We start from the raw sequence: 19202 nt of genomic DNA, 5'->3' as shown, positions 1-19202 counted from the left end.
GTCTACATCCTTTCAGCGGTGAATGGATCGGTGTGGAACCAGCGTCGGGCCGCCCAGAGAGAGACATAGACGAGTCCGACGAGAACAGGGACTTCGATGAGCGGGCCGACGACCCCGGCGAGGGCCTGGCCGGAGGTCGCGCCGAAGGTGCCGATGGCGACGGCGATGGCGAGTTCGAAGTTGTTGCCGGCCGCCGTGAACGCAAGTGTCGACGAGCGGGCGTATCCGAGCCCCAGCACCTTGCCGGTGAAGAGGCCGATGAACCACATGATCCCGAAGTACGCCAGCAATGGGAGCGCGATCCGAGCGACGTCCCAGGGGCGGCTGGTGACCTGTTCGCCCTGAAGAGCGAACAACAGCACGATGGTGAAGAGGAGACCGTAGAGGGCCCAGGGGCCGATCTTCGGGAGGAAGCGGTCTTCGTACCAGTCGCGTCCCTTCGTGCGCTCCCCGATGAAGCGGGAGGCGAATCCGGCGACGAGGGGTATGCCGAGGAAGATCAGCACGTTCAGCGCGATCTGCCAGACCGAGATCTCCAGGCCCTGCGAGTCGAGCCCGAGCCAACCGGGCAGAACCGTCAGGTAGAACCAGCCGAGCAGCGAGAAGGCGAAGACCTGGAAGACCGAGTTGATGGCGACGAGCACTGCCGCGGCTTCTCGGTCGCCACAGGCGAGGTCGTTCCAGATCACGACCATGGCGATGCAGCGGGCGAGGCCGACGATAATGAGCCCGGTGCGATACTCGGGCAGGTCCGGGAGGAGCGCCCAGGCGAGAACGAACATGAGCGCCGGGCCGATGACCCAGTTGAGCACCAGGGAGGAGATGAGGAGCTTCTTGTCTCCGGTGACCGCGGCGACCTTGTCGTAGCGGACCTTCGCGAGAACCGGATACATCATCACCAGGAGGCCGAGGGCGATGGGGATCGAGATTCCACCGACCTCGAGGCTGGCCAGGAGGCCGGACACTCCTGGGATGAAGCGACCGATGACGATGCCGCCGACCATGGCCAGGCCGATCCAGAGCGGCAACCACCGGTCGAGGTTCGACAGGCGGCGCGTCGCCGGGGCGGCGATGGTGGGGATGTCGGCGGTTGTGGTGCTCATGCGAGGAGCGCCTCCATCTTCTCGGCGATGATGGGCTTCGGGTGGGCGCCGATGAGCATGTCGACGCGCGCGCCTGCCGTGTAGAAGCCGAGGGTAGGAATGGATGTGACACCGACAGCGGTCACCGTCTCGGGGTTCTGGTCGGCATCGAGCTTGACGATCTTCACTCGGCCGTCATACTCGGCGGCGAGCTGATCCAAGAGGGGCGCGACCTGCTTGCACGGCCCGCACCAGGTGGCCCAGATGTCAACGACGACGGGGATATCGGAGTCGATGACCTCGGCCTGGAAGGTGGCATCGGTGACAGTGATGGGCACGCTCATGCGAAGACCTCCTCGGTCTCGGTCGGTACTGGTGCGGACTCGTCAAGGGCAGCGAGGTAGTGCTGCGCGTCTTGTGCTGCGGCGCATCCGGTGCCTGCGGCGGTGATGGCCTGGCGGTAGGTGTGGTCGACGAGATCGCCGGCGGCGAAGACTCCCGCAAGGTTCGTGCGGGTGGAGGGGTGCTCCACGAGCACGTAGCCGTCGGCATCCGTGTCGACGAGGCCGGTGACGATCTCGGACCGCGGGTCATGGCCGATGGCGACAAACACTCCGGTGGCTGACAACTTCCGCTCGGCGCCGGTGACGGTATCGCGTAGTGTGACGGCTTCGACCTTCTCAGCGCCGACGAGGCCGGCTACCTCGCTGTTCCAGGCGACCTCGATCTTCGGGTGGTCGAGCACGCGTTGTGCCATGATCTTCGACGCGCGGAACTCTTCCCGGCGGTGCACGACGGTCACCTTCGAGGCGAAGCGGGTGAGGAACAGTGCCTCCTCCATCGCGGAGTCTCCGCCGCCGACGACGATGATCTCCTGATCACGGAAGAAGAAGCCGTCACATGTGGCGCACCAGGAGACGCCGTGGCCGGTGAGTCGATCCTCATCCGGCAGCCCGAGCTTGCGATAAGCGGAGCCCATGGTGAGGATGATGGCGCGGGCGAGGAAGGTCTCTCCAGCGCCGGTCTCGACCGTCTTGATAGGCCCGTCGAGGTCGACCCGGATGGCGTCGTCGAGGAGGATGCGGGCACCGAAGCGCTCGGCCTGAGCGCGCATCGACTCCATCAGTTCGGGTCCCTGCACGCCGTTGACGAAGCCGGGAAAGTTCTCGACCTCGGTGGTGGTCATCAGCGCGCCGCCCGCCGTCACGGAACCGGCGAGGACTGCGGGAGCGAGACCTGCACGCGCGGCGTAGACGGCCGCGGTGTATCCCGCAGGGCCAGACCCGATGATGACCAGCTCAACCTCTTGAATCGACATGTGTCTATATTGACATCCATCGATACCGATTGCAACTGCTCCTGGCGGAGTTCACCTGTTCGTCACCTGCCGGACGGATCATGCGGTTGAAGCAATCAAGATACCCAGCGAATCAGAGGACGACGAATGACCCAGCCCAAGACGGTTCTGTTCATTTGCAAGCACAATGCGGGGCGCTCACAACTGGGCGCTCATCTTCTCGGGCACGTCGGCGATGAGCGACTGGTGGCGAGGAGTGCGGGAATCAGCCCAGCGGAAAAGATCAACCCTGCCATCGCGGAATCACTGCACGAGCTCGGAATTGACACGTCAGCGGCCACGCCGCGGGCGGTGACAGTGGAAGATCTCGATGCGGCCGATGTCGTGGTCCTGATGAAGCCGGGCCTCCCGCTCCCGGGTGAGGTGCGTGGAGAGCTGGTCGAGTGGTCATTCCCGGATCCGTCGAACTGGGAGGCCGACGGCGTGCGAGAACTCCGCGACGCCATCGACGCGAAGGTGCGTGGTTTGGCGGCTCGGCTCGTCAGCTAAGTACTGAGGGGTGGGGCTCGGTTCGGGAGCCCCACCCCTCATGAGTTGCAATCAGCCGACGGTGACAGGCCGCGCGCCGATCTGCAGGGTCTGGGGGGCTGCGCAGCAGCTACCCGCGTTGTCGTCGAAGGTACCGGATCCACCGCACACACCGGTGTCAGGGAGAGCGAGTTCGTTACGGGCGGCTGCCTCGTGGTCGCCCACGAGGTGCGCTGCGACGCTCCGGACCTGCTCGAACCCAGTCAATGCGAGGAAGGTCGGGGCTCGCCCGTAGGACTTCACTCCGACGATGAAGAACCCTTGCTCCGGCTGCGCCAGCTCTCTCGCTCCGGTTGCCGACACCGATCCGCAGGAGTGGATGTTCGGGTCGATCTCGGAAGCGATGCCTGCGACCGCCTCGAGCGTGGGGTCGAGGTCGATCCTGAGCTCCCGCAGCATCCCGGTGTCAGGGCGGAAGCCCGTGAGCGCGATTACTCGCCCGACATTCGTCACCTCGCGCCCATCTTCGGCGACGACTGTCAGACCGTCGACGCCTCGCTGGAACTCGGCGACGCGGAACCCTGTCACCAGGTCGATGACCCCGTCGTCGATTACCTTGCGCGCGCGGGAGCCGAGCGCGGCGCGCTCTGGCAGCTCGTCCCCGATTCCGCCACCAAAGACGTTTGCGGCACTCCCTCTGCGCAGCAGCCAGGTCACACGCGTTCCCGGCGACCGGCGGGCCAACTCGCTCAGGCGCAGCACGGCATGCGTGGCCGAGTGTCCCGCTCCCACGACGACGACATGCGAACCGGCAAGTTCTGACACGTCGGAGGGGATGCGGTACGAGATCAGGTCGGACGCTGCGGTTTCGCCGAGGGCGGGGAATCCATCCGCCCCAGCGGGATTCGGGAGACCCCATGTGCCGCTGGCGTCGATGACGGCGCGGGCGAGGAGGCGGGACTCGTTACCCGCGGCGTCGACGGTGTGCACGACGAACGGCTGGCTCCGGCGCCCTGCGTCGACGACCTTGTCGCGGCCCTGGCGGGCGACCCCGGTGACGGTCGTCGCGTAGCGGATTCGCTCGCCCAAGGCGCCTGCGAGCGGCGCCAGGTACCCGCTCACCCACTCCGCCCCGGTCGGATACCCGGAGGCGGGTGCGCTCCATCCTGTGGGCTCGAGCAGGCGTCGCGCAGCTGCGTCCGTGAGCTCCGGCCATGCCGAGAACAACCGCACATGCCCCCACTCGGCGACTGCAGTGGCAGGGCCGTGCCCGCGCTCAACGACGAGGACGTTCTCGTCGCGTTCGACCAAATGCGCCGCTGCAGCGAGACCCTGCGGCCCTGCACCGATGACGACGACAGGAAGCTCAGACATCACATCTCCTCAAATCGAAATTCTTCAATGTAACGACTGTCGTCCATCTATCGAAGATTGTCAATACGTGTCAGACTAGATCCGTGAGCTTGCCAACGACAATCGAAGCGACGACCTGTTGCGTCCCGCGAATCACATCCTCGCTGACTGCCGAGGAAGCCGAGCGCGTCGCGAGGGTGTTCAAAGCACTCGGCGATCCGACGCGGGTCCGGTTACTGTCCCTCATCGCTGCTGGCGCGGGTGGGGAGGCGTGCATCTGCGACTTGACCGAGCCAGTCGGCCTCTCGCAGGGCACCGTCTCTCACCACATGAAGCTCCTTGCGGATGCTGGACTGGTCACACGGGAGCAGCGCGGCAAGTGGGCGTACTTCGCTCTCAACGGCGACGCGATGGATGCTGCTGCCGACGCTCTCCGCACAGTGTGAGCGCAGTTAGTGCTCCGCCTCGCCTGGGCGGACGGTTGGCTGCGCTCTCGGTGGGGCAGGTCATCAGTTGGGGGATCCTGTTCTATGCGCTGATTGTCGCGTCTCCGGCAATCGCGGATGACACGGGCTGGCCCGTGGCCCTGGTAACCCTGTCATTCTCTTCTGGCCTTGTCGCATCCGCGGCCGCCGGCGTGTTCGTGGGCAAATGGCTCGACGAGCGGGGCCCGCGCCTCATCATGACCGCCGGGAGCATCCTCGGTCCACTCGGCCTCGTGGTCGTCGCCCTCGCACCGGATCTCGTAATCTTCACGGCTGGGTGGGTTGTGGCGGGTGTTGCGCAATCGGCGGTGCTCTATCAGGCCGCGTTCACTGTCATCGCTCGGCGATACGGGGCGCGACGCCGTAGCGCGATGACGATTCTGACGTTGGCCGGCGGGCTCGCGTCCACGATCTTTGCTCCCGTCGTCGCCGGCCTCCTGGGTGTCATCGACTGGCGCACGATGTTCCTGATACTTGCTGGCTTTCTGCTCCTCACCACCGTGCCTCTGCACTGGTTCAGCCTCGAGCGCACCTGGTCTCCCGTTCGATATGACGATGCCACAGAGGTTCACACGGTGAGCACGGTCGTGCGCACCCGGCGCTTCTGGATGCTCGAGCTGTCGACGCTTGCTCTCGCAGCCGCGCTCTTCAGCGTCACACTCGCTCTCATTCCTCTGTTCGCTGAGAAGGGCATGAGCTACGAGCTCGCAGCCTGGGCCCTCGGGCTCCTGGGCGCAGGGCAGGTAGTCGGCCGCCTGCTCTATGTGGCCGTCCCGCACACTGCCGCGCCATGGGTCCCCTTGACTGTCACGGCTGGCCTCAGCGTTGGGTCCCTCGCGCTCCTGGCGTTGGTTCCTGGGCCACCGTGGTTACTGGTCTTCATCGGAATCGTGGCCGGAGCCGTGCGAGGCGCTCAGACGCTTGTCCAGGGTTCCGCCATCGCGGACCGCTGGGGCACCCACAACTACGGCGCCATCAACGGGATCTTCGCTGCCCCGATAACGCTCATCGGAGCATTCGGCCCCGCACTCGGTCCGCTTCTCGCAGTAGCCACCGGTTCCTACTCCGCCATGGCTCTCATCGCCGTCGGGCTCGCGGCGATCTCACTCGCCTTCGCCCGGTTCTCCTAGACGGTCCGCCGAGCGACTGCCTGCGATCCGCGGGCGCTCTTCCAAGTCCGTTAACCTCACGTTCACATAGATGACCTTCTATCAATACGTCGAATAGATCACCATCTATTCGAGGCGGTCTATCGGCCGCCTGTCACGAGTCTGAGATGAAGGAAGCAATCGTGCGAAAGACCACAGCAAAGATCTTCGCCTCCACAGCATTGGTCATCGGCGTTCTTGCGCTGAGCGCCTGTGGCGGGCAGCCGAGCGCAGGCGAATCCGCCGGCTCCGGTGAAGGATCGGGCGGATTGACCGGTTCCGTGAACACCGATGGGTCGTCGACAGTCGCCCCTCTCACGGAGGCCGCAGCTGACCTGTTCCGCGACGAGGAAGCCGGAGTGAACGTCTCCGTCGCCACCTCGGGCACCGGTGGAGGCTTCAAGACCTTCTGCGCCGGCGAGACAGACATCTCCAACGCCTCCCGCGCCATCAAGGACGAAGAAGCCGCTGAGTGCGAGGCCGCCGGCATCAAGTACACCGAGATCATCGCGGCCAACGACGGCCTGTCCGTCGTCGTCAACCCCGAGAACGACTGGGCTGAAGACCTCACCGTCGAGCAGCTGAACAAGATCTGGGGCCCCGAGGCCGAGGGCGAGATCACCAACTGGAACCAGGTCGACTCGAGCTTCCCCGACCAGGCAATCACGCTCTTCGGTGCAGGCACTGACTCGGGCACGTTCGACTACTTCACCGACGCCATCAACGGCGAAGAGGGCGCGATCCGCACCGACTACAGCCCCTCGGAAGACGACAACATCACCATCCAGGGTGTCGCAGGTGACGTCGGCGCCATCGGGTTCCTCGGACTCAGCTACGTCGAAGAGAACGAGGGCGTCATCAAGGCTGTCGCGGTCGACGGCGTGATGCCGAGCACCGAGACCGTTCAGGACGGCACGTACACGCCGCTCGGCCGCCCGCTGTTCGTCTACGTCAACAACGCGTCGTACGTCGACAAGGAGCCGGTGAAGGCGTTCATCGACTTCTACGTCGCGAACTCGCTCGACATCGCAGAGCGCGCACTCTTCGTGCCCCTCACCGAGGAGCAGGTCACCACGGCTGCTGACGAGCTCGCCTCGCTCGGCTGACCCGACCGCTCAGGACGCTACCCATGACCACCGTCACTGAGCGGCCCGGGGGCCCGGCTACCGGCCGGGCCCCCGCCCCCTCCTCGTCTTTCGCCGGCCGCCGCCGGCCCGGTGAGTTCCTCATCAAACTCTGTCTGCGCCTTGCTGCAGCCATCACGGTCATCACGACCGTGGGCATCGTCATCGCGCTCCTGGTTCCGTCCCTGAGCTTCTTCGCGGAGGTCTCACCGTTCGAGTTCCTCTTCGGTACGCGCTGGGCCCCCCGATTCGCGGACGCCTCCTTCGGCGTCCTCCCCCTGGTCACCGCAACCCTGTGGACCACCGTCATCGCGCTCCTCGTCGCCGTTCCTTTCGGCCTCGGTGCGGCGATCCTTCTCGCGGAGTACGCGAAACCGCGAGTGCGCAAGGTGCTCAAGCCCCTGCTGGAGATCCTCGCGGGTATCCCGACCGTGGTCTACGGGTTCTTCGCTCTCCAGTTCGTGCAGGGCACCGTCCTCCGCGACTGGTTGCAGCTCCCCACCGGGGCGTTCAGCGTCCTCGCCGCCGGCCTCGTCATGGGAGTCATGATCATCCCCACCATCGCATCCATCGCAGAGGACGCGATGTCTGCTGTCCCCAGCGCGCTCCGTCAGGGAAGTGCCGCTCTTGGCGCCAACCGCATGCAGACCACTCTCCGCGTGGTCTTCCCGGCCGCGCTGTCTGGCATCGTCGCCGCCGTGGTTCTCGGAATCTCCCGAGCCGTCGGAGAAACGATGATTGTCGCAATCGCTGCGGGTAGTCAGGCGCAGCTCGTGAGTAATCCGCTGGAGCAAGGGCAGACGATGACCGGCTTCATCGCGAACGCCGCCCTCGGCGACTCCCGCGTCGGAAGCCTCGAGTACAACACCCTCTTCGCTGTCGGACTGCTGTTGTTCCTCATCACCCTGCTCATCAACTTCATCAGCATCCGATTCGTTCGCCGATTCCGGGAGGCTTACTGATGTCCGCGCCCACGACTCCCGAGTCCCGCGTCCTTAACGCGACCCGGCCGCTGAATACCGGCCGAAACGGCGAACTGCGTCCCACCGCGCTGATCTTCCTCCTGCTCCTTTGGCTGTCACTCTTCGTCGCGTTCGCCGTGCTCGTCACACTGCTCATCACCATCTTCATCACCGGGCAGAACAAGCTCAGCTGGAACCTCGTGACGAACTTCCCCTCCGCTGACCCGGAGGAGGCCGGCGCTCGTCCGGCCATCCTCGGATCAGTCTGGGCGATTGGTGCCACCGCGGTGATGACGCTCCCCCTGGGCATCGCCGCCGCCGTGCACCTCGAGGAGTTCGCCGACCGGAAACGCTGGTTCAACCGGTTCGTCGAACTCAACGTCCAAAACCTCGCCGCTGTCCCCTCAATCGTCTACGGTCTCCTCGCCCTCGCCTTCCTGTCGATGCTCGGAGTCACCAATAAGAACATCGTCATCGGTGGAGCATTCGCGCTGACGCTCCTCATCCTCCCGGTCATCATCATCGCCACCAGGGAGGCGTTGCGCGCCGTGCCCCGGGAGATCCGCGACGGCTCGCTGGCGTTGGGGGCCACACAATGGCAGACAACGTGGAGGCAGGTGCTTCCCGCATCGGTCCCAGGTATCGCGACCGGCTCGATCCTCGCGCTGTCACGAGCTCTCGGCGAAGCAGCCCCATTGCTCGTCCTCGGTGCGCTCGTATACATCACATTCGATCCGAACGGTCTGCTCAGCGGCTACACCACGCTCCCCATCCAGATCTTCAACTGGACCGGACGCCCGCAGGAGGGATTCCACGAGCTCGCCGGAGCCACAAGCCTCCTCCTGCTCGCCGTCCTCATCCTGATGAACGCCCTCGCCATCTTCATCCGCAACAAGTTCCAGAAACGGTGGTAAACCCATGAGCACCTCCACGAGCACCTCGAAGGACAGCTCCGCACCGGCGGCGCACACCCACTTCCAGGCCGCAGAATCGCGTCACGTTGCTGAAACCCCCAGCGGACTCATCCGCTGCGAAGACGTCAACGTCTACTACGGGGACTTCCGCGCAGTCACCGGCGTGAACCTCGAGTTCGGACGCAACGAGATCACCGCACTCATCGGCCCCTCCGGCTGCGGCAAATCCACGCTCCTGCGCTCTCTGAACCGCATGAACGACCTCGTCGACGGTGCCCGCGTCGAAGGAAACGTCATCTTCCAGGAAGAGGACATCTACGCGAAGGGCGTCGACCCCATCGAGGTTCGACGACGCATCGGCATGGTGTTTCAGAAGCCCAACCCGTTCCCGAAGTCGATCTACGACAACATCGCCTACGGCCCTCGCGTAACCGGGATGAAGGTCGACAACATGGACGACCTCGTCGAGGAAGCACTGACACGCTCAGCGCTCTGGGGCGAGGTGAAGGACAAGCTCAAGCAGTCCGCGTTCGGGCTCTCCGGCGGCCAGCAGCAGCGTCTGTGCATCGCGCGCACCATCGCCGTGCAGCCCGATGTGATCCTCATGGACGAGCCGTGCTCGGCCCTCGACCCCATCGCCACCTCGCGGATCGAAGACCTCATGCACGAACTGCGCAAGGACTACACAATCATCATCGTCACCCACAACATGCAGCAGGCAGCTCGAGTCGCTGACCGGACCGCATTCTTCACCGCCCTGGCTGACGAGACGACGGGGGACCGCACCGGAGTTCTGGTGGAATACGACCTCACCAAGAACATCTTTGAGCAGCCGCAGGACCAGCGCACGGAGGACTACATCAGCGGACGGTTCGGATGAGTTCCCCGTCTGGCGGCGATCCTCGGTTCGTCCTACACGGGCGAAGTTCGGAGATCTTCCGCGGGAGCTTCGCTGAGTTCCGCCATGCCGGAGTCCCCATCACGGTTCACGCCGAGATCGTCGACGCGCTGGCCGATTTGGCCCACGACTACGAGTCGTCTCTCATCCTCGCCGGTGGCGAGTCGTTCGAGAGGCTTGCAGCCATCATGCAGATCGCGGAACCGGTGTGTGGTGGATCGATCTTCCTCGGAGTCTCCGACGACACCGAGACCGCCACGATCGAAGCCGCGATGCGGGCCGGATTGCGCGGCACTATCCGCCTTCCCATCACGCCCGATCGCCTGCGGGAAGTAGCTCGCCTGCACCCGAGAACGGGGCCCCAGGATCGCTCGCTCCGCTTCGGAGAACTGACCCTCGATGTCCCGCACCGGAGTCTCCGCTGGCGGGACCATGCGCTCCTGCTTCCGCCGCGGGAGTTCGAGCTGCTGCATCAGATCGTCCGCGCCTATCCGGAGAGCGTGAGCATCGACACGCTTGCTCTCGCCTTCGGATCGGATCTGGAGGACCCTCACGCCTCAGTCCGGGTTGCGATGACGAAACTGCGCGCGCGTCTGGCAAACTTCGCTCCTGCACAGGCGCTCATCGAGACGGTCCGCGTCGCCGGCTACCGGCTCGCGTCCTGAGGCTCAATACCCAGCTCAACGAGAAGCCCCAGTACGCGCCTGCGGATATCGTCGCGCACGACGCGAAGCCCTTGGTCATCGAGTTCGAGCGGGTCTGCGAGGTCCCACTCCATGTATCGGCGGCCCGGGAAAACCGGGCATGCATCCCCGCAACCCATCGTGATGACGTAGTCAGCGGCGCGCACCACGTCCTCCGTGAGCGGCTTAGGGAACTCACCCCAGAGCTCGACACCCACCTCGGCCAGTGCCGCCTCCACCCGCGGATGAGAGGTCTCCGCAGGCGACGAACCTGCCGTTCGCACGTGCACCTTCCCGCCCGATAGATGCCGCAGGAACGCCCCGGCCATCTGCGATCGCCCCGCATTCTGCACACAGACGAACAGCACTTCCGGAGTATCCCTCAGGATCAATCCCTGTGCAGTCGCGAGAGCGTCGAGGCGATCAGCCGCATACCGCGCCGTCATCGTCAGCAAATGTTCGCGCACACGAGCCCGCTGGCTCAGAAGCAGATAGCTCTGTGCGACATAGCTGGCGACCGTCTCACGACTGAACGTCGAGTTGAACCGATAAGCGAGATCAGAGACGATCGTGGCTACGCCCGGTGGGAGCGCGGTGGCTGCAGGCGCCGCCGCGGCGGGCTGTATCGACTCGCTCGCCAACAGACGCCCAAATCTCACCCAGGCATCGACCGTCGGCGCCACAGCCCCGGCAGAGTCACGAATCAGCCCTGTCATCCGCAGCGACTTGAGCGCCGCCTCGACTACTCCAGCATCGAGCGCCAGTTCGGCAGGGATATCACCGATCGGCACGTCGGAAGCGAGTGCGCTGAGCACTCGCAGGGTGTCGGGGTTGCCCAGCACCGAGACCTGCGCCGCGCGATCTCGCGCTGACTGCACGTCGAGTGGCCGACCGACGCGGTGTGCCGAGCGATCGTTCACCGGAGGAAGTCCTCAACTGCGCTGCGTCGTGAGGGGCTGACGGACAGCCAGCCCAGCTTTCCGTCCTGCTGCCGCGTGAGGAATTCGTCGTCGAGCAGGATTCGGACGTGGTGGGTGACTGTCGGCTGCCGCAATCCCAGCACATCTGCAAGCTGACCGACGGTCGCGCGCTCGTCGACCGATCCCAGAATGATGCTGAGGATCTGCAGACGTGTGGGGTCAGCGACCGCTCTCAGCGTGCGCGCCAGTTCCTCGGCGGCCCCCCGATCCAGAGCAGCGCCGACGCGCGGCTTGGCTCCGGGTTGAGAGGACATGCAGTCGAGTCTACGGCTCGGCAGGAGTGCGAATCTGTGTCGGCCAGCGACGTCGAGTCAGGCTGCCGAAGGCGGCGGATCTGGGTCGAGCACGTCACCTCCCGCCTCGGCGGCGTGACGTTGGCAGAGTGTCGATACCCACATTCTGATCACGTACTGCTTCGCCGGAGCCCCGCATACCTCGCACGTCTCGGTACTTTCCCACTCAGCCGCACGCACCGCGTCCGCGAACGCCTGATCGAAGTTCGACGGGTCATCGGACGGGTCGGCATAGAAGCTCAGGGCACCAAACTTCGACTTCACCTGCTGCACGACGTAGCTCGGGGCGATGACGGACAGCGTTGCATCGAGTCTCGCCAGCAGCGGGTACCAGCCGGCACCGACTTCCAGCAGTTCTGGCCAGCCTGGAGCGATCCGCTTGAGTAGGCCGCGGAGTTCCGGCGGATATTCCTCGGTCATGTCAACTCTCTCGTTCCGTGGTGGCGGCAATGTCCGTGAGTTCCAATCTTGGTTCGCGTTCGATTCCGCGCTGATGGCGTGTCGCTTCTCGGGCCTGTTGGCGACGCCGCGACCGCTCGCGGAAGTCACGTCCAACTCGAAGGCTGCGCATGACGCCGATGTCGAAGCTGATCATTCCCCGACGGCGCCACTCGATTGCCGCGTGGCCGCGGAAACCTGCGACGGCGCGGCGCCGCTGGATGAAGTCCAGGTTCCGCGGCAGGGGGCCAGGGAGTCCGTCGGTGTCCGGCAGCAGGTAGGTGAACAGTTCAGCGAAGGTGGGGCCGGCTGCCGTGCGGCGGCGAGTTTGGGCGATGAAGATCGCCGCGGCCAGCGCCCATTGCTCGGCGGTGTCTTCACCGGTGAAGTCCTCGAACATGAACACCCACTCAGCTGGCGGCGGCGAGTCGATTTCCTGCCACCAGATCGGGTACGACTCGGGCATCTCAACCATCACAATCGCGGTCGCTCGCACGGGCCTTCCCGCGACGCGACCGCCTGTCATCGGGATGGGCAGCACACGTGCAGGGAAGAGCGGAGCGATCCGACGAGGACGAGATTGTTTCGTATGGCCTTCGAAATTATGCCATACCGATTAGGCCATACGAGGAGTTGCCCGTCGCGACGCTTGGTAGGTGCCCCGACGGAACGATGACATCGACGCGGAATGGAACGCGTATGCGCGCCGCCTCGCGACCTCGCTTCGTTCCGCGCGCGAGCGCGCGGGGCTGACGCAAGAGGACGTCGCGTACCGCTCGGGCCTGACGCGTTACACGTACCAGAAGTACGAAAAAGGGGAGTCCCGTCCGGGCCATCCAGCCAACCCGACCATTCGCACCGTTCTCGCGCTGGTGCAGGTGCTGGGGATCTCACTGCACGACTTGATTCCGGACGACGTCCCCGACCTTCGAAGCCGTTGACGGAACGACGACATCTCGGATCCACGGCGCGTCATCAGCCCACCCCGGAACGATACGGCGAGAAACCACCCGCGAACTGGGAGCACCTCGCACCAGGAGCTTCGCGCCGTTCACTCGACGCCCAGGGCGTGTGACGTGTCGCAGCAGGACGGCCTTGCTCCGAAAGGACGCCTCGGCGATTCCTTTCTCAAACCTCACGATCCGCACGCGTGTAGCGGGCGAGTTCGGCATATGTACCGCCTCGTCCAACGCGGTGCGATGCGCGGCGACAACCAGAGCCGCAGTCCTCTCCAGCTCCGGTGTTCGAGAGCCTCGGCCTGCTCCGATCGTCAGCCCGATGAGTCCCTCGACTTGGCGTGCTTCGCCTTCTGAGAGAGCACTCAAACTGAGAGCCACACTGGCATCGGTCAGTGTCAATGCCAGCTCAACGGCAGGCCCATATACAAGCGAGAGCGCGGCATCGCTGCTGCAGGATGTCTCACTTCGGCTGTCTTGAATCAGGGTGATCGCGAGCGCGATCTCGCCGGTGTGCATCGTCACGCCGCGGTTCCAGAGCCGTCCCGACAGCACCTGCTCGGCGTGACGGTTGACGTCGGGGGGACGAATCAACTCGTCCTGCCCGAACATGTGCCATCGTCGGTGCCGGACGCAGAATCCCCCACCTCGACTGACAACCTCGGTCAGGATCCCGTCGCTGCAGACTGAACATGCCGCGCGTGGGCGGTCCAACACACCACACTTGCGGCAGGGCATGAGAAGCCAGTGGTGGTGATGGCAGCGGCGGAACAGACCAGACCTAGCGTGTTGACCGGCGAAGTGCCCTGGCTCCAATCCCCCGGCCTGCTCAATTGCCGCGACATAGCGAGCGTTGGTTGAGTTCGCTGTCGTCAGACCCAGCTCCTGCCAGATATAGCGCTGGAGACTCGTGAGACCGATGGCGTTCGTCGCCGCGAGTCGTCCCAGGAACCCGTCTGGCGTCTCCCCCGTCAACGGTCGAACTCGGCAAGGGAGGGGAATCATGAGTGGTCGCCGACTAGTTTGGAACGATGCTGAAGGAGTTGCACCCTCAGCGTTCTCACGTGCGGGAGGAGCCGCAGCGCGGATGACGTGAGAGCACATCCGCCCTGAAGCCGGACGGCGGTTCTACCAAGCCAGAGCTCGCGCCCTTCGATCCTGATTTCGTTGAGCGCGTCATTCCCGACGCGGCGACCAATGAAATGAGCACTGAGGACCCAATCGATCGCCACTGCGGTCGCGTGAGGCCCGATCCGACGGGACATTAGCACGCCCGCCATCCGGTCATCCGTAAGCACCAGGGCGATGTTGATGTGCAGTGGAAACAAGGAGACTTGGTTATGCTCCCGGTCGCGCGGCTCAGGATCGTTCTCGCCCGCTCGCAGCTGTAGCAGCAAGGTCGCCGCCTCGACTTCGCTCGACATGTACGACACTCCGCGCAATGCCATCGTCCCGTTGAGCAGACGCTGCGCTCTCAAGTGCCTCGTTTTGCCTCCGACATCGAGGTCACGGTTGTCAAGGTGCCACCGGCGGTGGCGCACACAGATCGGCCCACTCCGACGTGCTGCGGTCACCAGTTCGCCTCGAGTGCACCGCCTGCACAGGCTGATCGCGGCGGGGAGCATCCGACAAACTGCACAGTCCACCCGCCGCGTGGATCCACCGTGTTTGCAGGAGATTCTGCGCATTGGGTGCTGCAAGAGCCCTTCGGTGAGTCCGCCCAGGAGTTCGATATGCCTGATCGCGTTCCTAGGCGTGACGCCGATTGGGAGCGCGCGATCGAGGTGCCTTAACGCGAGCCAGAGATCGGCCTGAGCGATGGCATTGGCGCGGCACAGGCGTACCCAGTAGCTCGTTGCTGTCTCGTCGCGAAAGGGCTGAACCGCAATAGGGAGAGCTGTAACGCTTCTCATCTCGAATGCGCCGCAACTCGAGAGCGAGGTGGCTTCGGATTGAGGAGCTTGGCGACTTCCTGCCTCCGCTGTAAGTCGTGATCAAACGCCGCTAGGTCGAGCTTTTCGGTTCCGTCGTCCATGGCTTTGAGCGAAGCGAACTGCAGTAGATCTTTGAGCAAGCCGATCTCGCCACCAGTCAGCGCGTGAAGAACCTCTGCCACGGACAGTATGGACCCCAGTTTTTGCTCCGTGAGGCACAACGAGTTCTCCATAGCCAGGAGCAGGTCGCCCCAGCAGGAGTCGTCGGCTTTCGAGCCCAGGCTGAACGGTGCGGCGACATGAACTTCGAACCGCTTCCCTATCTGCCCACCGCGCTCACCGTCGAGCAGTCCAGTGCCTTCGACCGCGATTCCTGCGTAGACGAAGGTTCCCCCGCATCTCTCTGACAGTTGCTTGAGCATGTCGGAAGCCTCGATGTTCTGCCGGTACTTGAGGTCGAGATGGTGAACGTCGTCGATCAATATGAGTTCGGTGGAGCATCCTCGAAGTGCGTTGGCCACCATGTCGAGCAGGTCCCCGTATGTCTTTCGTCCGACGAGGGGCAGGCCCAAGAACCTAGCAAACTCATGCATCAAAGCCTTGGCAGAGCACTGCGCCGGCACCGCGACGTAAACGACAGGGAGCTTTCCCGGCCCTGCCGCAGGATGGCCGATCTCTCGCCGACGGAGTTCGTGTGACCTACCCACCTCGACCAGCGAAGTCGTTTTTCCATGACCCGGTTCCCCGGACAAGATCAAGCCCAGTTTTCCAACTCGTCGGTAGGTATTGAGCATTACGCGGTCTCGCACAGCGTGCTGAAACGCCTTGAACCGCGGAGTCTGCACGAATGCTCCTGCTTGCGCGTACTGTGCGCGACCCTGATTGTACAAAGCACGGTCGCCGAAGCTAAGCGCTCGAAGTTCCTGTGAAGTGATCGGCGCGGGTCGATCGTAGGTGGCTTCCACGTACTCACGCCAACCGGCTTTGGTTGCGATCTCGATCATTCGTCGATCCTCCGTCGCGCCTCATCGAGTGCGTCCCCGATGAACGGGAAGCCGCCCGTGTTCGGCCACTCGTCGACTGATGTGCCATCGGTCAACAATTCGCCCTCATCGGCGGGTGTTTCCTCCAGCTCGATGCTCTTGAGGCTCGTGAAGTTCATTGGATCGTCGGCGATCGCCGCCACTCGCGCACGCTGCCGCGCGTTTCGAGCCGGCTTCACATCCTTGGCCCCGCGATTTCCTTGCCCGGCGAACGCCTTGATCGCGATCGTTAGCTCACGACGTTCCGTGTCGAGCTCAACGTCACGGAGGGCGTGCTCAGCACGGGCGTACCGCCACACATCACCCAGCATCGGGAGTTCATGAACCTGATTCGACCATCGGAGCGGGATGAACTCGCCATCATGTTCAAGCCAAACGACGTGCAGGTTGTAGGGGTCCACACGGATCGGCCATCGTCCGTTTCTCGCCTTGTCGTCAGACTTACGTCGCCACAGGCCTTTGAGCCGCTCTGAGTTGTAAATGCGATGGTCGATGCGCACGCCGTAGCGATTGAGCACTCGATACTGGACGGGCAGCAGCGCAGTGTAGTCGTCTCGCGTCAGCGGTACGTGAAGCTCCGGCACGTAAGCACGGAACGCTCGACACATCTCGTTCGGCGACAACTTGATACGCGGATGCAACGGGTCGCGCAGTCCGTCATGCGGACGGCTCTGCCACTCCACCGCGATCCAGTCCTCGAGGAGCTCCTGGGCCTGCGCAATCGTCAGTAGTTCGTCGGATTCCACGTCTGTGTCGCGACCGCGATGTTCGACGCTGCGTCCTACATATCCCTTCACATGTTGCAGCAGCATCGAGTTGATGGCCCCGAACGCTCGCTCTACGTGCGGTTTGTCCGTTGGCGTGTGCGGCGCCGAGGTGATCAGTGAAATATTCAAGGTTTCGCACGCAGCCCGGAAATGCCGCGACAAGTAGTTTCGTCCGCGGTCGGTGGTGATCGTGTCGGGAAACACGTACGGCTGCGCGAGACGCAATCGCTCAAATCGCTCCTGATCGATCAGTTGATCATCAGCCCATGCCGTCGAGATCAGCTGTCGAGTCTCGCGAACGCCTTCCATACGCCGCCCATAGGGCACCAGGGCCCGTGCGAGCACAGCCACCAGATCGACGCTCTTGGTCCCCTCCGGGCGCAGCATCGCCGCCAGGATCGAGCGCGTCGCGACGTCTAGGAGAATGGTCAGCTCGGGCCGACCGACCGTTTCCTCATCGATCCGCAACATGACATCGATCCGCGTGGAGTCCATCTCGACCAATTCGCCGGGACGCAGTGCGGTGCGGGTGCCGAATTTGCCGTCGGGTTGCAGCGCAAGCGACTCACGAGTCTTGGCCGAACCGAAGGTGAATTGCCCGTGCTCGTCTGCTTCGAGAAGTCGGAAGAACGTTGCTCGGCTCGGCAGCTTCACCGCATCGCCATGGAGACGTTCGACGCGCCTCGTGATCTGTTCGATCGCTGTAGTTCGGCTGACAGTCGAGGCGCGGCTCTTTCCTCCGAGTACGTGGTTGATGGCCTCGACGAGGCGCGGATCCCAGGTGCTCTTGCGTGGGGAGCACTTCCCTGCAGTGGTCGTCCCCTGCTCTCGGAACGCTTTGAGCCGACGCTCCACAGCGCGCGTGGAGACGGTTTTACTTAGGCGCGTCTCCAGCCACTCGCGCTCCGTTTCGACAGCCTTCCCGACCCCGATTTCTTCTCGGGTCGCCTCAATGCGTATGCACGACTGCAGCCAGGGATCCATGTCGGGCTCGATGTCCTGCACCTGCAGAGAGAGGTTCAGCAGACCCGAAGTGTCGCTAGGCACCGGTGTTGCATCATGTCCAAGCTCGTCGAGAGCGACTTCGACCTCACTTCCGTCCTCATCTCGGAGCATCGCCGAGTCGTTCTCAATGAACAAAACGGCGAATCTGCGTTGACGCCACACAAGCGACCCGCCAACCACAACGCGCATCACGCGCTCCTTTCCCACACGATCGTTCTGATGCTGAGGGGCTGATCGAGATCTGCCTCGAGCGCCCCTGACCAGAGGTGCGCGTAGCAGTGCGCGAAGCCCTCGGATCCGACGCCGAATAGCGCAGCTACCTCAGCCAGCGGCAGCCCATCTTCTGGGAGCATCGGCAGTTCCTTGCTGGTCGCCCAGTCTCGGAACGGGCCCAGGAATCGGAGGTTGGCTTCGCGGATTGGCGATTCCGCGTCATAGACGACATACCGCCAGCCGCGCTCAGCGGCGAACACCGCCGTCATGTCGAACTGTCTTCTGACGTTGTCTTTGATCTGAGCCGCCGGCTTGACATCCATCAGCACGGCGTGCCCGTCGTCCAGACGCACGAAGTAGTCCGGGTAGTGCTCGCGCGGGCCGTCGGACGCGGTCCACCGAATCCACATCGGCTGGCTGGCGACCGCAACTACGCCGGGGGTGCGGTCCAACTCGATGAGGCAGCCCCGCTCGGTCAGCGACTCGAATCCGATCGACGCACCAAGCGTTCCCATCCAGTGGTAGCCGTCGTAGTGCCGTTTGAGGCGCCAACTGGGAAAGCTCCGAGCAGGGTCGCCTCGTTCGAAGGGGACGTCGTCGCAGTCGACGGCGTCAAGCTCCAATTGCACGCCATCGAGACGATACTCAACGCGAGCTCGCCTCCTGCCCATTTCAGGCGACGGAGGGACAGGCCACTGCTGAGTCAGGTCCATAGGGATCCAATCGACGTCGACGGATGCTTCCTATTTGGCAGTCAGCCTCTCTCCTGGGGAGCGGTACTGGCCTATGTTCTGAGCCCTGACAAAGATGCCCGACTGGGGATCTGCTCACGGGCAGACTATGTCCGCTGCTCGACGGGTCTCGTCGACACGCCGCGCTTCCGACACGTCTCGTGAGATTCCGACAGCTTCGTGAGACGCTCTGACACCTTTCGTGAGACTCCGACACTTTTGGTGAGATCGGACATGAAAAATGCTTGTAGATTGCAATACACGTTGACAACCCTGATAGGCTGTGCCCCAGCTCATCTTGCGCTCTAGCGCATAGGGAGGCGGAGGCACAGTCTTTCACGGTAATCACCCCGCATACACCTTCCGCC

Annotated in this window: 22 protein-coding genes; 9 read left to right on the top strand and 13 right to left on the bottom strand. The window is 63.9% G+C overall.

What is annotated here, in order from left to right; translation table 11 throughout:
- Positions 1–2 precede the first annotated feature (2 nt).
- Genes arsB through trxB form a run of 3 tightly spaced genes read right to left on the bottom strand, consistent with a single transcriptional unit; the run spans position 3 to position 2400 of the window.
- A complete protein-coding gene (gene arsB, locus GLO27_RS19220; RefSeq protein WP_136054598.1) occupies positions 3–1103 on the bottom strand; it encodes an ACR3 family arsenite efflux transporter in 1101 nt (366 codons plus the stop codon).
- On the bottom strand, positions 1100–1426 hold the full coding sequence (trxA, locus tag GLO27_RS19215) for a thioredoxin (RefSeq protein ID WP_136054599.1): 327 nt from the start codon (positions 1424–1426) through the stop codon (positions 1100–1102). The genes arsB and trxA overlap by 4 nt, the downstream gene beginning before the upstream one ends.
- Entirely contained in the window at positions 1423–2400 is a 978-nt protein-coding gene (gene trxB / locus GLO27_RS19210; RefSeq protein ID WP_136054600.1) for a thioredoxin-disulfide reductase, read from the bottom strand. The genes trxA and trxB overlap by 4 nt, the downstream gene beginning before the upstream one ends.
- Before the next feature lie 126 nt (positions 2401–2526).
- On the opposite strand from trxB, the gene GLO27_RS19205 reads away from it, so the two are divergent.
- Entirely contained in the window at positions 2527–2928 is a 402-nt protein-coding gene (locus GLO27_RS19205) for a low molecular weight phosphatase family protein (protein WP_136054601.1), read from the top strand.
- A gap of 51 nt (positions 2929–2979) precedes the next feature.
- On the opposite strand, the gene GLO27_RS19200 is transcribed toward GLO27_RS19205, so the two are convergent.
- On the bottom strand, positions 2980–4281 hold the full coding sequence (locus GLO27_RS19200; protein ID WP_136054602.1) for an FAD-dependent oxidoreductase: 1302 nt from the start codon (positions 4279–4281) through the stop codon (positions 2980–2982).
- 83 nt (positions 4282–4364) lie between these two features.
- Here GLO27_RS19200 and GLO27_RS19195 point away from each other — a divergent pair, with 83 nt between their 5' ends.
- The 7 genes from GLO27_RS19195 (at position 4365) to GLO27_RS19165 (ending at position 10456) form a co-directional block, all read left to right on the top strand.
- A complete protein-coding gene (locus tag GLO27_RS19195; RefSeq protein WP_136054603.1) occupies positions 4365–4706 on the top strand; it encodes a metalloregulator ArsR/SmtB family transcription factor in 342 nt (113 codons plus the stop codon).
- Between the two features lie 35 nt (positions 4707–4741).
- Positions 4742–5875, top strand: a complete 1134-nt coding sequence (locus GLO27_RS19190; RefSeq protein WP_167256554.1) for an MFS transporter — start codon at positions 4742–4744, stop codon at positions 5873–5875.
- A gap of 161 nt (positions 5876–6036) precedes the next feature.
- Positions 6037–6999, top strand: coding sequence for a PstS family phosphate ABC transporter substrate-binding protein (locus GLO27_RS19185; RefSeq protein ID WP_240747072.1), 963 nt, complete (start codon positions 6037–6039; stop codon positions 6997–6999).
- A 23-nt stretch (positions 7000–7022) separates the two neighbouring features.
- A complete protein-coding gene (gene pstC / locus GLO27_RS19180; protein ID WP_136054606.1) occupies positions 7023–7979 on the top strand; it encodes a phosphate ABC transporter permease subunit PstC in 957 nt (318 codons plus the stop codon).
- A complete protein-coding gene (gene pstA, locus GLO27_RS19175; RefSeq protein WP_136054607.1) occupies positions 7979–8893 on the top strand; it encodes a phosphate ABC transporter permease PstA in 915 nt (304 codons plus the stop codon). The genes pstC and pstA overlap by 1 nt, the downstream gene beginning before the upstream one ends.
- Before the next feature lie 4 nt (positions 8894–8897).
- Positions 8898–9773: a phosphate ABC transporter ATP-binding protein PstB gene (gene pstB, locus GLO27_RS19170; RefSeq protein ID WP_136054608.1), complete on the top strand. Its 876-nt coding sequence runs from the start codon at positions 8898–8900 to the stop codon at positions 9771–9773.
- Positions 9770–10456, top strand: coding sequence for a winged helix-turn-helix domain-containing protein (locus tag GLO27_RS19165; protein ID WP_136054609.1), 687 nt, complete (start codon positions 9770–9772; stop codon positions 10454–10456). The genes pstB and GLO27_RS19165 overlap by 4 nt, the downstream gene beginning before the upstream one ends.
- Here GLO27_RS19165 and GLO27_RS20355 read toward each other — a convergent pair.
- From GLO27_RS20355 to GLO27_RS19145, 4 genes are read right to left on the bottom strand one after another with little or no spacing between them, the layout of a single operon-like run.
- The gene (locus GLO27_RS20355) at positions 10438–11394 is read right to left on the bottom strand and encodes a hypothetical protein (RefSeq protein WP_240747073.1); all 957 of its coding nucleotides are present in this window, start codon (positions 11392–11394) and stop codon (positions 10438–10440) included. The two genes, GLO27_RS19165 and GLO27_RS20355, sit on opposite strands and share 19 nt — an antisense overlap.
- A complete protein-coding gene (locus GLO27_RS19155; protein WP_136054610.1) occupies positions 11391–11708 on the bottom strand; it encodes a metalloregulator ArsR/SmtB family transcription factor in 318 nt (105 codons plus the stop codon). Before GLO27_RS19155 ends, GLO27_RS20355 begins: the two co-directional genes overlap by 4 nt.
- A gap of 57 nt (positions 11709–11765) precedes the next feature.
- Entirely contained in the window at positions 11766–12167 is a 402-nt protein-coding gene (locus tag GLO27_RS19150; RefSeq protein WP_136054611.1) for a hypothetical protein, read from the bottom strand.
- 1 nt (position 12168) lies between these two features.
- Positions 12169–12651 carry a hypothetical protein gene (locus GLO27_RS19145; protein ID WP_167256552.1) on the bottom strand — a complete coding sequence of 161 codons (483 nt, stop codon included), beginning with the start codon at positions 12649–12651 and terminating at the stop codon, positions 12169–12171.
- 190 nt (positions 12652–12841) lie between these two features.
- Here GLO27_RS19145 and GLO27_RS19140 point away from each other — a divergent pair, with 190 nt between their 5' ends.
- Entirely contained in the window at positions 12842–13126 is a 285-nt protein-coding gene (locus GLO27_RS19140; protein WP_136054073.1) for a helix-turn-helix transcriptional regulator, read from the top strand.
- On the opposite strand, the gene GLO27_RS19135 is transcribed toward GLO27_RS19140, so the two are convergent.
- The 5 genes from GLO27_RS19135 to GLO27_RS19115 form a co-directional block, all read right to left on the bottom strand.
- A complete protein-coding gene (locus tag GLO27_RS19135; protein ID WP_136054074.1) occupies positions 13076–13753 on the bottom strand; it encodes a hypothetical protein in 678 nt (225 codons plus the stop codon). The genes GLO27_RS19140 and GLO27_RS19135 overlap by 51 nt on opposite strands.
- Before the next feature lie 389 nt (positions 13754–14142).
- Complete coding sequence (locus GLO27_RS19130; protein ID WP_136054075.1) at positions 14143–14565, bottom strand: hypothetical protein; 423 nt, start codon at positions 14563–14565, stop codon at positions 14143–14145.
- A gap of 485 nt (positions 14566–15050) precedes the next feature.
- Positions 15051–16079, bottom strand: a complete 1029-nt coding sequence (locus tag GLO27_RS19125) for an ATP-binding protein (RefSeq protein ID WP_136054076.1) — start codon at positions 16077–16079, stop codon at positions 15051–15053.
- Positions 16076–18079, bottom strand: coding sequence for a Mu transposase C-terminal domain-containing protein (locus GLO27_RS19120; protein WP_136054077.1), 2004 nt, complete (start codon positions 18077–18079; stop codon positions 16076–16078). The genes GLO27_RS19125 and GLO27_RS19120 overlap by 4 nt, the downstream gene beginning before the upstream one ends.
- Positions 18079–18816 carry a TnsA-like heteromeric transposase endonuclease subunit gene (locus tag GLO27_RS19115; protein WP_136054078.1) on the bottom strand — a complete coding sequence of 246 codons (738 nt, stop codon included), beginning with the start codon at positions 18814–18816 and terminating at the stop codon, positions 18079–18081. Before GLO27_RS19115 ends, GLO27_RS19120 begins: the two co-directional genes overlap by 1 nt.
- Between the last annotated feature and the right edge of the window lie 386 nt (positions 18817–19202).

The sequence above is a fragment of the Microbacterium sp. Be9 genome (assembly GCF_011754135.1).
Taxonomy (GTDB): Bacteria; Actinomycetota; Actinomycetes; order Actinomycetales; family Microbacteriaceae; genus Microbacterium; species Microbacterium maritypicum_A.
Note: the sequence above shows the minus strand (reverse complement) of the source record. Positions and strands in the feature narration are given on the sequence as shown.